Genomic DNA, 11,939 nt, shown 5'->3' with positions numbered 1-11,939 from the left:
ACTGTCCCCCGTGAGACACGTCATCGCTCTCGATGTGGGCGGCACCGGGATGAAAGCCGCGTTGATCGCCGCCGACGGCACCCTGCTGCACCAGGCGCGGCGCGCCACCGGCCGCGAGCACGGACCCGATGCCGTCGTCGAGAACATCCTCGGCTTCGCCGCCGAGCTGCGCGCCCTGGGCGCCGAGCGGTTCGGCGAACCGGCCGCCGCCGCGGGCGTCGCCGTCCCCGGCATCGTCGACGAGGAGCGCGGCGTCGCCGCCTACGCCGCCAACCTCGGCTGGCGCGACGTACCGCTGCGCGACCTGCTCGCCGAGCGGCTCGGCGGCCCGGTGGCCCTCGGCCACGACGTGCGCACCGGCGGTCTCGCCGAGGGCCGCATCGGCGCGGGCAAGGGCGCCGACCGGTTCTTCTTCGTGCCGCTGGGCACCGGCATCGCCGGCGCCATCGGCATCGACGGCCGGGTGGAGTCGGGCGCGCACGGCTTCGCCGGCGAGATCGGCCACATCGTCGTACGCCCCGGCGGCGCCCCCTGCCCGTGCGGGCAGCGCGGCTGCCTGGAGCGGTTCGCGTCCGCCTCGGCGGTCAGCCAGGCCTGGGCCGAGGCGTGCGGGGACCCGCGGGCGGACGCGGCGGACTGCGCCAAGGCGGTCGAGTCCGGGGACCCGCGGGCGCGGGCGGTCTGGCAGGCGGCGGTGGACGCGCTCGCCGACGGGCTGGTCACCGCGCTCACCCTGCTGGACCCGCGCACACTGATCATCGGCGGCGGACTCGCCGAGGCGGGGGAAACCCTCTTCGCACCGCTCCGGGAGGCCGTCCGGCGGCGGGTCACCTTCCAGAAGCTGCCGGCCATCGTCCCCGCCGCACTGGGGGACACCGCCGGATGCCTGGGCGCGGGCCTCCTCGCCTGGGACCTCCTCAACACTTCTACGACTCCCCGGAGGTAGCCCCCTGATGGCCGCTAGCAAGGTTCTCACCGGAGCCCGGGTGGTACTGCCCACCGGGATCGTCGACGGCGGCCGCGTGATCGTCGACGGCGCGCGGATCTCCGGCGCCGACACGGCCCCGGCGGACGCCGAGACGATCGACGTCACCGGGCACTGGCTGGTCCCCGGGTTCGTCGACATCCACAACCACGGCGGCGGCGGCGCCTCCTTCTCCGGCTCGGCCGACGACGTGATGACCGCCGTCCGCACCCACCGCGCGCACGGCACCACCACCGTGGTCGCCTCCACCGTCACCGACGACATGGGCGTCCTCACCAAGCAGGCCGGGCTGCTGTCGGAGCTGGCCGAGCAGGGCGACATCGCCGGCATCCACTACGAGGGCCCGTTCATCTCGCCGTGCCGCAAGGGCGCGCACTCCGAGGCGCTGCTGCGCCACCCGGACCCTGCCGAGGTGCGCAAGCTGATCGACGCGGCCCGCGGCCACGCGAAGATGATGACGCTCGCCACCGAACTGCCCGGCGGCATCGACTCCGTACGGCTGCTCGCCGAGCACGGCGTGATCGCGGCGATCGGGCACACCGACGCCACCTACGAGCAGACGGTGGAGGCGATCGACGCCGGCGCCACCGTCGCCACGCACCTGTTCAACGCCATGCCGACGCTCGGCCACCGCGCCCCCGGGCCGATCACGGCCCTGCTGGAGGACGAGCGGATCACGGTCGAGCTGATCAACGACGGCGTGCACCTGCACCCGGCCGCCCTGGAACTGGCCTTCCACCACGCGGGCGCCGCCCGGGTCGCGTTCATCACCGACGCCATGGACGCCGCCTGCATGGGCGACGGCCGCTACCTGCTCGGCCCCCTGGAGGTCGAGGTCGAAGACGGCGTCGCCCGGCTGGTGGAGGGCGGCTCGATCGCCGGTTCGACGCTCACCCTGGACCGGGCCTTCCAGCGCGCGGTGACCGTCGACCGCCTCCCGGTCGAGGACGTGGTGGCCGCGCTGTCCGCCAACCCCGCCCGGCTGCTCGGGATGGACGACCGGATCGGCTCCGTCGAGCCCGGCAAGGACGCCGACCTGGTGCTGCTGGACGAGCAGTTCGCCCTCAAGGGCGTGCTGCGGCGCGGCGAATGGGTGGTCGCTCCCCAACTGGGCTGATCCGTCCCGCCGTCCGGCCGCCGCGGCCGGCACGAGGGGTGGGCTCCGGGCCGGGCGTTTGGCATGATCGAGGACCGGAAAGGTCCAGGGCGAAGCGCCCGGACCCGTCCGGGACAGTCGGGACAGCAGGCGTGCCAGGCGCACTTACTCGGGGGAGGTCGGCCCAGGTGATCCTCACGGTCACGCTGAACACCGCTCTCGACATCACCTACCGGGTGCCGTCGCTGCGGCCCCACACCTCCCACCGGGTGACGGAGACGACCGAGCGGCCCGGCGGCAAGGGCGTCAACGTGGCCCGGGTGCTGGCCGCCCTCGGCCACGAGGTGACCGTCACCGGTTTCGCCGGCGGGGCCACCGGACGCGAGCTGCGCGAGCGGCTGGCGACCCTGCCCCGCGTCGTGGACGCCCTGGTCCCGGTGGCCGGCGCGACCCGCCGCACCGTCGCGGTCGTCGACGAGCGCTCCGGCGACACCACCCAGCTCAACGAGCCCGGCCCGGTCGTCTCCGCCGCCGAGTGGTCGGCCTTCCAGGGCGTCTACGAGGAGCTGCTCGGCTCGGTGTCGGCGGTGGCGCTGTGCGGCAGCCTGCCGCCCGGGCTGCCGGTGGGCGCGTACGCCGGCCTGGTGCGCACCGCGCGCGCCGCGCACGTCCCGGTGCTGCTGGACACCAGCGGCGAGGCGCTGCGGCGCGGGATCGCGGGCCGCCCCGACCTCGTCAAGCCCAACGCCGACGAGCTCGCCGAGCTGACCGGCTCGCACGATCCGCCGCGCGCCACCCAGGACGCCCGGCGGCGCGGCGCCCGCACGGTGGTCGCCTCGCTCGGCGCGGAAGGCCTGCTGGCGCACACCCCGGAGGGCCTGTGGCGCGCGGTCCCGCCGGACCGCGTCCAGGGCAACCCGACCGGCGCCGGCGACTCGATGGTCGCGGGCCTGCTCTCCGGCCTGGTGGAGGGTCTCCCCTGGCCGGACCGCCTGGCCCGGGCCGTCGCCCTCGCCACGGCCACGGTCCTCGCCCCGGCGGCCGGCGAGTTCGACCGCCCGGCATACGAGAGGCTTCTCGGGCGGGTGGCGGTGACGGGGGAGGTCAGCGCGGCGTGAGGGTCAGTTGGAGTTGACCCAGCCCTTGACCAGCCACAACTGGTCGAGGTTGGCGTCGCACTGGTTGCCCTGCTCGCACGAGATCTTGATGGTGTTCGTGCCCTTGTTGAGCTGGACGTAGTTGTACGTCTTCGTCCAGCCCTTCTCGTAGTCGCCCGCCGGGGCGTTCGCCCAGTTCTTCAGCTTCACCGGCTGGTCGGACGGGTTCCCGTTGACGGTGAGGGTGGCGGTGCCGTCCTTGCCGGGGACGTCGTAGCCGAGGTTCACCGTGTACTTGCCGTCCTCCGGGATGCCGTTGACCGTCCACGTGACCGAGGCGCCGACGTTGTTGAAGTTGGTGACGTAGACGCCGCCGTCCGCCTGGGCGCCCTTGACGGACGAGGCGGTGGCGGCTCCGCCGCCCAGGGCCAGCGCCTTCGCGTCGATCTTCGGGAGTTCGCCGTCGGGGGCGACGCTGCTGCTGGACGAGGGGCTGGGACTGGCGCTCTGGCCGGCCGTGGGGGTGGCGTCGCCGGTCTTGCCGCCGGCCTTGTCGTCGTCCTTGTCGCCCATCATGGTCACGCCGATGCCGATGACGACCGCGGCGACCACCGCGACCGCGCCGATCAGCAGGCCCTTGGTGTTGGGGCCCCGGCGGCCGTTGCCGCCGCCACCGCCCCGGCCCTGCTGCTGCCCCGGCGGCTGCGCGCCGCCCGGGAGGGTCTCGGGAGCGGCGTAGTGGGCGTTCGGCTGGCCGTACACGCCCTGCTGCTGCGGGACCTGGCCGTACGGCGCCGTGGAGGGCTGCTGGCCCTGCTGGCCGTACTGCCGCTGGCCGACCGTGCGGACCCGGTTGACCGAGCCCGGGTAGCCGTAACCGCCGGACGGCGGCTGGGCTCCGTTGGCCTGACCGTCGGCGTACAGGTAGCCGAACGGGTCGTCGTCCTCGGGCGTGCTCGCGCCGTTGTTGCCGGGCGTCATCCCTTGGTGCTCCTCAACAGTGCGGGTCGTGTGCAGTAGGTCATCGGATGGGACGAGCCTACCCGCTTCCGTGGACCCGAACAGGTGACTCAGACCGCACCATGCGGCTGACCTGCGGTTCAGCCCGCCCGGCGATGTTGTTTGGGACGAGATCGTTTCTCGACGTACATCCGTTCGTCAGCGGACTTCAGCACTTCGTCCGCCGTCATCCCGCAATGTGCCCACCCGATGCCGAAACTGGCGCCGACGCGGACGGCGCGTCCCTCGGCGCGGATGGGCTGGATGATCTCGTTGCGCAGGCGTACGGCGAGGTCCTGGGCGTCGGCGCGGCCGAGGCCGTCGGCGAGGATCACGAACTCGTCGCCGCCGAGGCGGGCCACGGTGTCGCCGTCGCGCACCCCGTTGCTCAGCCGCCGGGCCACCTCGATGAGGACGGCGTCGCCCGCGTTGTGCCCGAACCGGTCGTTGATCGACTTGAAGCCGTCGAGGTCGCAGAAGAGGACGGCCAGTCCCTTGGTGCCGTCGTCCCGGTCGCCCTCGGGGGCGATGGTGTGCGCGTGGTGGTCGTAGGCGTCGTACGCCTGGACGCCGGAGGCGAAGTCGAAGCCGTGGCCGACGTCGGCGGTGTCGTAGGCCGGGTGGCCGTAGGCGGCGTCCAGCGAGTCGAACTCGCCGGGGTGCGCGGACTGCGGGCGCCGGCACAGGCGGGCGGCGAGGCGCGAGCGCAGCTCGGCGGAGTTCGGCAGGCCGGTGAGGGAGTCGTGGGAGGCGCGGTGGGCGAGGTGCAGCTCGCGGCGCTTGCGCTCCTCGATGTCCTCGACGTGGGTGAGCAGGAAGCGGGGGCCGTCGGCGGCGTCGGCGACGACGGAGTTGCGCAGGGACACCCAGACGTAGGTGCCGTCGCGGCGGGCGAGACGCAGCTCGGCCCGGCCGCCCTCGGCGGAGGTGCGCAGCAGGGTGCCTATGTCCTCGGGGTGGACGAGGTCGGAGAAGGAGTAGCGGCGCATCGCGGAGGCGGGGCGGCCCAGCAGGCGGCACAGGGCGTCGTTGGTGCGCAGGATCCGGCCGTGCTGGTCGCCGCCCATCTCGGCGATGGCCATGCCGGAGGGGGCGTACTCGAAGGCCTGCCGGAAGCTCTCCTCGCTGGCGCGCAGGGCCTGCTGCTCGCGTTCCAGGCGGACCAGGGCGCGCTGCATGTTGGCGCGCAGCCGGGCGTTGCTGATCGCGATGGCGGCCTGGAAGGCGTAGACCTGGAGGGCTTCGCGGCCCCAGGCGCCGGGACGGCGGCCGTTGCGGGGGCGGTCGACGGACAGGACGCCGAGCAGTTCGCCGGAGGAGCCGGCGGGCGCGCCGGGGGCGTACATGGGGGCGAAGAGGCGGTCGGAGGGGTGCCACTCGTCCTCGAAGCGGGGGGCGGGCCCGTCGGTGTACCACTGCGGGACGTCGTCGTCGTCGAGGACCCAGCCCTCGGTGTGGGGTATGAAGACCAGGTCGCCCCAGGCCTCGCCCATGGCCAGCCGACGGTCCCAGGAGTCGCGGGAGCCGACCCGGCCGGTGATGAGGGCCTCGGCCGCGGGGTTGCCGGAGAAGGCGGCGACCACGAGGTCGCCGTCGGCACGCACGAGGTTGACGCAGGCCAGCTCGTAGCCGAGGCCGGTCACGACGCCGTCGGCGACGGTCTGCAGGGTGTCCGCCAGACTGCGCGCGGTGTTCATGTCCGCCATGACCTGGTGCAGTTGCCGCAGGGTCGCAAGACGGACGTACGGTTCCGACTCGGTCTCCATGCTCGCCCTCCCCCCGAGACCTCGCAGCGCATCAAAGGGTTCTCTTCGGCGTATCGTTCCGTGCGGTCCCAGCCACTGAATCACAGCGCGAAGCCCACTCGGTACACAGGGTCAACAATTCAGGCCCCTTGTGACTCAAGTCACAGCTGAACGTGAACAATTGAGTGGAGTTTCTGCTTTTTCCCTGTGCGTCAACTGAACGCAATCTTTGTGGGCGTGCGGCCATGATGCACGAGGGGCCGCCCGGGCGGGCCGGAATCGCGGCTTCCGTCGTTCGCCGTCGGCCCCGCCGTCTTCTTCGTGGACCGATCACGGCTGGTCGGAGGCGGTCGGGGGTGATCTCGGCGGGTGGGAACACCGGTGGTGGTCGTGGCCGGTCCCGGCGGGTCGGTCCCGTCTGGTCCGCTGGTCCTAGGTCCGGGTTCGGGCGCGGGGCCGATGCGCGGGCCGCGGGCCGGTCGTTAGCGTTGAGTTTGTGCTGAACACTTCACCCGCCTCGCCCTCCTCCCCCGCCGCGCCCGCCGTCCTTGGGCATGCTGAGGGGGTGACCGACGACGAGTTCCGCGCCGCGATGTCCCGGCTGGCCGCGGGCGTGGTGCTGGTGACCGCGCAGGAGCCGCCGCTCGACCCGGACGACCCCACGGCGCCGGCCGGCGAGGACGTGGGCATGACGGCCACGGCCTTCGTGTCGGTGTCCCTGGACCCGCCGCTGGTCCTGGTGAGCCTGCGCGAGGGCTCGCGCATGGACGACCTGCTCGCCGAGCAGCCGCTGTGGGCGGTGTCCGTCCTGGCCGAGAGCCAGCGGCACATCGCCGGCCGGTTCGCCATGAAGGGCCGGATCAGCGACCGCCTCCTGTTCGAGGACATCCCCTACGTACGCGGCGAGGCCTCCGGGGCTCCGATGGTCGGCGGCGCCCTGGCCACGCTGGAGCTGCGCACCGAGCAGCGGGTGACGGCCGGCGACCACACCCTGGTCATCGGCCGCGTCCTGACCGCCCGGCTGCCGAGCGCCGAGGGCGGCCCCCTCATGTACTTCCGCGGCCGGTACCGGCAGCTGGGCTGAGGTCCCTCGCGGGGGACGGCGCGGGAGGGCGCGCCGTAAACCCGTGGGCGCGCGGCTCGGGCGCCGTCTACCGTGCACGGATGACGATCGCCGACGCCACCGCCGCCCACCGCTCCGAGGACGGCGCGGCACCCCGCCCCGACGGGGCCGCCGCTCCCCGCCTGGAGGAGATCACCTCGGCGAACCTGGACGCCGCGCTCGGGATCCGGGTGCGTCCGGACCAGGAGCACGCGGTCGCACCGGTCGTGAAGTCCCTCGCCGAGGCCTACGTCCACCCGGGCGTCGCCTGGCCGCGCCTGATCGTCGACGGCGGGCGTCCGGTCGGTTTCCTCATGGCCTTCCTCGACATCGACTGGTACGAGGACGGCAGCGAGGCGCGCTCCGGGCTGTGGCGGCTGAACATCGCCGACGGCGAGCAGGGCCGCGGCTACGGCCGGTTCGCGGTCGAGTCCGTCGCCGCCGAGATCCGCCGCCGCGGCGGCTCCGAGCTGTACGTGAGCTGGCACCCGGGGCCCGACGGCCCGGAGGGCTTCTACCGGGGGCTCGGCTTCCGCGTCAACGGCGAGACGAGCGGCGACCAGACGGTGGGCGTGCTCGACCTGACGGACGGGGCGGACCCGGGGAGCCGACGCCTGCCGACCGGGGCCTGAGGTCCGCCCGGCGGATCACGCCGCAGGCCCTGACCCCGGTCTCGCCCCCCTAACCCCAGTCCCGGCCCGAGCGGCCCCGTTTGGTCTCCGCGCGCTGCTTCTTCTCCCGCAGCCGGCGCTCGTTGATGCCACGCGGGATCCGGGTGGGCCTGCGGGGCTTGGGCGGCGGCGCGGTGGCCTCGGCGAGCAGCGCCGCGAGGCGTACGGCGGCGGCTTCGCGGTTGCGCCACTGGGAACGGTGCTCGGAGGCGCGGACGGTGACGACCCCGTCGACGAGCCGGCCGGCGAGCCGCTCCAGCGCGCGCCGCTTCCACACCTCGGGCAGGGCCTCGGTGCGCGCCAGGTCGAAGCTCAGCTCGACCTTCGAGTCGCTGGTGTTGACGTGCTGGCCACCGGGCCCCGAGGACCGCGAGAAGCGCCAGGCCAGCTCGGCCTCGGGAAGCGCGACGGAGCCGCGGATGAGATGGGGACCGGACATGCGGTCCATGTTCCCGCCTCTGTCCGGGTCACGTCACGGGGTTTTCCCCACGACGTTCGCCGCCGCACACGGCCGCCCGCGGAGGGGCCGACGGTGTTCGAACCGCCCTGGGTAAAAAAGGTAAAGAGATCCGGAACCATGGGGACCCCTCCAGGCGTTCTTGGCAGTGGCGGTAGCTTCGTCCGCACAAGCAACGAGGGAAGGGACTCCCAACAATGGCTGTAAGCCTCTCCAAGGGCGGCAACGTCTCGCTCACCAAGGAAGCTCCGGGCCTGACCGCCGTCACCGTGGGCCTCGGCTGGGACGTCCGCACCACCACCGGCACGGACTTCGACCTGGACGCCTCCGCGATCGCGGTCAACCCGCAGGGCAAGGTGTACTCCGACGCCCACTTCGTCTTCTTCAACAACAAGCAGACCCCGGACAACACCATCGTCCACACCGGTGACAACCGCACCGGCGAGGGCTCCGGCGACGACGAGGCGATCAACGTCAACCTGGCCGGGCTCCCCGCCGACGTCGACAAGGTCGTCTTCCCGGTCTCCATCTACGACGCCGAGAACCGCGGCCAGAACTTCGGCCAGGTCCGCAACGCCTACATCCGCATCGTCAACCAGGCCGGCGGCGCCGAGATCGCCCGCTACGACCTGTCGGAGGACGCGGCCACCGAGACGGCCATGGTCTTCGGCGAGCTCTACCGCAACGGCGCGGAGTGGAAGTTCCGCGCGGTCGGCCAGGGCTACGCCTCGGGCCTGGTCGGCATCGCCCAGGACTTCGGCGTCAACGTCTGACGGTTCGCCCGTGGTGACCGGGGCGGCCCCCGCGCGGTGACGAGACCGCCGCGCGGGCGCCGCCCCGCCCGCCGGACCCTCGAGGCGGCCCGGCACGCTGGACTCCCCCCAGTTCCAGGAGCAGCGGCTCCGGCACGCGCGGGCGGTGTGGGCGGCGCGCGCGGCGATGCGCGGGGAGCCCGGCCGGGCCCGGCGGCGAGGGTGCCGGACGCCCCGGGGCGTCCGGTGGTCCTGGCCGGCCGGCGCCGGATCGGTGGCGGCGGCGCCCGTCAGGGATGCGCCGGCTTGCCGTCCCCGTACAGCCAGTCCTTCCAGATCCCGGTGAAGTCCTTGCCGGGGGCCTTCTTCTCGACGTAGGCGGTGAAGTCGGCGGTGGAGGCGTTGCCGTGGCGGTGGGCGGCGGCCCAGCCCTGGACGATGTCGTAGAAGGCGTCGTCGCCGACCGTCCGACGGATCTTGTGCAGGACCATCGCGCCGCGGTCGTACACGGGCGCGTTCGAGATCTCGGCGGCGCTGCCCGGCCGGGCCGGCGGGAAGTCCCAGATGTCCGTGCCGTTCTCGCCCTCGCCGCGGTAGGTCTTCTCGAAGGTCTCCTGCGCGCTGTCGCCGCCGTCGTCCTCCTTCCACAGCCACTCCGCGTAGGTCGCGAAGCCCTCGCTGAGCCACATGTCCCGCCAGCTCTTCGGGGTGACGGAGTCGCCGTACCACTGGTGGGCGAGTTCGTGGACGAGGGTGCTGGTGTCGGGGGCGTAGGGGAAGACGGGCCGGTTCTGGGTCTCCAGGGCGTAGTCGACGCCCTTCACGCGGTCGACGACGGCGCCGGTGGAGGAGAACGGGTAGGGACCGAAGTTGTACTCCGCCCACTCCATGATCTCGGGAAGCCGCGCCAGCACCGGATCGCTCGCCCCGGCCAGGGCGGGATCGACGGCGACGTACGCCGGCAGGCCGTTCTTCAGGGTGGAGCGGCGCACCTCGAAGTCGCCGATCGCGACCGTGGCGACGTAGGTCGCCATCGGCTCGCCGACGTGCCAGCGGAACGTCCGGCGGCTCCCGTCGGTCGTCGTGCTCCTCAGCTCGCCGTTGGAGACGGCCGTCAGCTCCTTGGGCACGGTGACGGAGATGTCGTAGGTGGCCTTGTCCGAGGGGTGGTCGTTGCCCGGGAACCAGGCCATGGAACCCACCGGCTCGCCGAGGGCGACGGCGCCGTCGGGCGTGGGCAGCCAGCCCTCCCTGGACGAGTCGACGTCGAGGACCGTCTGCGGGGTCCCGGAGTAGCGGACGGTCGCGGTGAACGTCTCGCCCTCGCTCAGCTCGTCGTGCGGCCGCACGGTCAGCTCCTGGCCGGCCCGATGGAAACGGGCGGCCCTCCCCTCGACGGTCACCTCGCGCACCTGGAGGCCCTGGAGGTCGAGGTCGAAGGCGGACAGGTCCTGGGTGGCGCGGGCGGTGATCACCGCGGTGCCGGTCAGGGCGCGGCCGGCCGGCTCGTAGCCGAGGGAGAGGTCGTAGTGGGTGACGTCGTATCCGCCGTTGCCCGCCTTCGGGAAGTAGGGGTCGTGCAGCCCGGAGCCGCCCGGCGTGCCCCGCACTCCGCCGTCGCACCCGCTCAGGGCGACGGCGAGCAGGGCCGAGGCGGCTACGGCGCGGACGGTCCGCGCGGGTCTGTACACGGTGCTGATCCTATGCGGCGGTCATGACACCATCGCGTACGTGCTCGACATCGGCTACGCCCTTTCCCACCGCTTCCCCGACCCGCCGCAGACGGACTACCGCCGCGCGGACGTCCACGCCCTGCGCCACGACCTGTTCTGCGGCGACGTGTACCTCGCCGACACCGAGGCGGACCGGGAGCTGGCCACGGCCTGGGGGTGGGTGCCGGTGCTCGACTTCGCCTGGGCGCTGTGCGACATCGTGGAGCGGGTGGACCGGGACCCGGCCGGCTCCCGCGCCTCCCGTCCCCAGCGGGCGGAGCTGGACTTCACCGAGTCCACCGACCGCATGCTCTTCGAGCGCCGCTTCGGCTGGGTGGACATCGAGGCCGACTGGATGCCCGCGGAGGAGTCCCCGCTGAGCTTCTCCCACGCCGAGCTGCGCCGGGAGGCCCGCGACTTCCTGCACGACCTGATCGCCGACCTGTGCGACCTGCACGAGGACCTGGCGGAGAACCCGGCGGTCTGGACCCTCCAGGCCCGCTTCCCCCGCCTGCCGTGATCCGCCGGGGCCCCGCGCGGCGGAGGGCCCTGATCCGGCCTGATCCGAGCGGAGGACCCTAGTCCTCCACCCTGATCCCCAGCCGCGCCGCCAGCACCGGGGCCAGGTCCAGCAGCTGGCCGGTGCTGATCACCGCGCCCGCCAGCCGCTCCGCCCCGCCCGCGATCTCCAGCGGGGCGGCCCCGCGCAGGTCCACGTCCGTGAGCGTGACCGCGCCGAACTCCGCGCCCGTGAGCGCGCAGTCCACGAACTCCACCCGCTCCAGCCGGGCGCCCCCGAAGTCCGGCTCGACGAGGACACAGCCCTCGAAGACGACGTCCCGCAGCCGCGCCCTGCGCAGGTTCAGGTAGTCGATCTTGCCGCCGCGGATCCGCACCCGTTCCAGCACCGCGCCGTGCAGCTGCGTCCCGCCGAGGCGGGCATCGGTCAGCTCCACGTCGCGCAGCGTCGCGTCGGCGAGGTCGGTGCCGACGCCGCGCACCCCGGTGAGGACCGAGTCGAGCAGGCGGGCGTGGCGCAGCGAGGCGTCGTCCAGCGCGCAGCCCCTCAGCGCGCAGTCCATGAAGCGGGCGCCCGCCCCGTCCTGCCCGGACAGGTCGGTCTCCCGGAACTCCAGCCCGTCGTAGTCCCCGTCCGGCGCCAGCCCCGGGCCGTCGTACGCCTCCAGTGCCGGCAGCCGCACCTCGGGCCGCCGCGCCGGCTTCACCGGGCCCCGGCCCGCGCCGCCGCCCGTCCGGACGCTCGTTCTCCTCACCATGCCCCCATGCTGCACGCCGCCACTGACAACGCCTTGGAGACCGTCG

The 11,939-nt window shown here is 73.5% G+C and carries 12 protein-coding genes; 7 read left to right on the top strand and 5 right to left on the bottom strand.

Going from position 1 to position 11,939, the window contains the following annotated elements:
* Positions 1-10: 10 nt before the first annotated feature.
* The 3 genes from ACH5A8_RS16990 to ACH5A8_RS16980 all read left to right on the top strand — a co-directional run bounded on the left by ACH5A8_RS16990 (position 11) and on the right by ACH5A8_RS16980 (position 3,199).
* A complete protein-coding gene (locus tag ACH5A8_RS16990; protein ID WP_399002622.1) occupies positions 11-946 on the top strand; it encodes an ROK family protein in 936 nt (311 codons plus the stop codon).
* Positions 947-953: 7 nt separating this feature from the next.
* Positions 954-2,102, top strand: coding sequence for an N-acetylglucosamine-6-phosphate deacetylase (gene nagA / locus ACH5A8_RS16985; RefSeq protein ID WP_399002620.1), 1,149 nt, complete (start codon positions 954-956; stop codon positions 2,100-2,102).
* Positions 2,103-2,269: 167 nt separating this feature from the next.
* Entirely contained in the window at positions 2,270-3,199 is a 930-nt protein-coding gene (locus ACH5A8_RS16980) for a 1-phosphofructokinase family hexose kinase (RefSeq protein WP_399002618.1), read from the top strand.
* 3 nt (positions 3,200-3,202) lie between these two features.
* On the opposite strand, the gene ACH5A8_RS16975 is transcribed toward ACH5A8_RS16980, so the two are convergent.
* A complete protein-coding gene (locus ACH5A8_RS16975; protein WP_399002616.1) occupies positions 3,203-4,159 on the bottom strand; it encodes a carbohydrate-binding protein in 957 nt (318 codons plus the stop codon).
* 119 nt (positions 4,160-4,278) lie between these two features.
* Positions 4,279-5,943: a diguanylate cyclase CdgB gene (gene cdgB / locus ACH5A8_RS16970; protein WP_399002614.1), complete on the bottom strand. Its 1,665-nt coding sequence runs from the start codon at positions 5,941-5,943 to the stop codon at positions 4,279-4,281.
* Positions 5,944-6,418: 475 nt separating this feature from the next.
* Between cdgB and ACH5A8_RS16965 the strand changes: the two genes are divergently transcribed.
* Together ACH5A8_RS16965 and ACH5A8_RS16960 are read left to right on the top strand one after the other, a co-directional pair.
* The gene (locus ACH5A8_RS16965) at positions 6,419-7,006 is read left to right on the top strand and encodes a flavin reductase family protein (RefSeq protein WP_399002612.1); all 588 of its coding nucleotides are present in this window, start codon (positions 6,419-6,421) and stop codon (positions 7,004-7,006) included.
* An 80-nt stretch (positions 7,007-7,086) separates the two neighbouring features.
* Positions 7,087-7,656: a GNAT family N-acetyltransferase gene (locus ACH5A8_RS16960; RefSeq protein WP_399002610.1), complete on the top strand. Its 570-nt coding sequence runs from the start codon at positions 7,087-7,089 to the stop codon at positions 7,654-7,656.
* A gap of 49 nt (positions 7,657-7,705) precedes the next feature.
* On the opposite strand, the gene arfB is transcribed toward ACH5A8_RS16960, so the two are convergent.
* Positions 7,706-8,143 (bottom strand): alternative ribosome rescue aminoacyl-tRNA hydrolase ArfB, encoded by a 438-nt coding sequence (gene arfB / locus ACH5A8_RS16955; protein ID WP_399002608.1) that lies wholly within the window; start codon positions 8,141-8,143, stop codon positions 7,706-7,708.
* 206 nt (positions 8,144-8,349) lie between these two features.
* Here arfB and ACH5A8_RS16950 point away from each other — a divergent pair, with 206 nt between their 5' ends.
* Positions 8,350-8,925: a TerD family protein gene (locus ACH5A8_RS16950; protein WP_399002606.1), complete on the top strand. Its 576-nt coding sequence runs from the start codon at positions 8,350-8,352 to the stop codon at positions 8,923-8,925.
* A gap of 269 nt (positions 8,926-9,194) precedes the next feature.
* Here the strand turns inward: ACH5A8_RS16950 and ACH5A8_RS16945 are convergent, their stop codons facing one another.
* The gene (locus ACH5A8_RS16945; RefSeq protein WP_399002604.1) at positions 9,195-10,595 is read right to left on the bottom strand and encodes a M1 family metallopeptidase; all 1,401 of its coding nucleotides are present in this window, start codon (positions 10,593-10,595) and stop codon (positions 9,195-9,197) included.
* A gap of 40 nt (positions 10,596-10,635) precedes the next feature.
* Here ACH5A8_RS16945 and ACH5A8_RS16940 point away from each other — a divergent pair, with 40 nt between their 5' ends.
* Positions 10,636-11,136 carry a hypothetical protein gene (locus ACH5A8_RS16940; protein WP_399002602.1) on the top strand — a complete coding sequence of 167 codons (501 nt, stop codon included), beginning with the start codon at positions 10,636-10,638 and terminating at the stop codon, positions 11,134-11,136.
* Between the two features lie 58 nt (positions 11,137-11,194).
* Here the strand turns inward: ACH5A8_RS16940 and ACH5A8_RS16935 are convergent, their stop codons facing one another.
* Positions 11,195-11,893: a pentapeptide repeat-containing protein gene (locus ACH5A8_RS16935; RefSeq protein ID WP_399002600.1), complete on the bottom strand. Its 699-nt coding sequence runs from the start codon at positions 11,891-11,893 to the stop codon at positions 11,195-11,197.
* Between the last annotated feature and the right edge of the window lie 46 nt (positions 11,894-11,939).

The organism is Streptomyces sp. NPDC018610 (genome assembly GCF_044391765.1).
GTDB lineage: Bacteria > Actinomycetota > Actinomycetes > Streptomycetales > Streptomycetaceae > Streptomyces.
Note: the sequence above shows the minus strand (reverse complement) of the source record. Positions and strands in the feature narration are given on the sequence as shown.